The organism is Paenibacillus sp. J22TS3 (assembly GCF_018403205.1).
Taxonomy (GTDB): domain Bacteria; phylum Bacillota; class Bacilli; order Paenibacillales; family Paenibacillaceae; genus Fontibacillus; species Fontibacillus tuaregi.
In genome coordinates, this window is the sequence record NZ_BOSF01000045.1 from 1 (window position 1) to 254 (window position 254).

General features: G+C 53.1%; 1 rRNA gene. It reads right to left on the reverse strand.

The annotated features are described in order from the left end of the window. Nucleotides 1-254, reverse strand: a 23S ribosomal RNA gene (locus tag KJS63_RS25970); the annotation flags it as partial.

Sequence of the window (254 nt, forward strand, 5' to 3'; positions counted from 1 at the left end):
CTCTTCTCGCCTACCTGTGTCGGTTTGCGGTACGGGCACCTTCTCCTGACTAGAGGCTTTTCTTGGCAGTGTGAGATCATGACCTTCGCTACTGTAATTTTCACTCCCCATCACAGCCCAGCCTTATGGTATGCGGATTTGCCTACATACCAGCCTCACTGCTTGGACGGACATCCATCAGTCCGCGTCACTACCCTGCTGCGTCACCCCATCGCTCATAGCGGATTACGGTGGTACAGGAATTTCAACCTGTT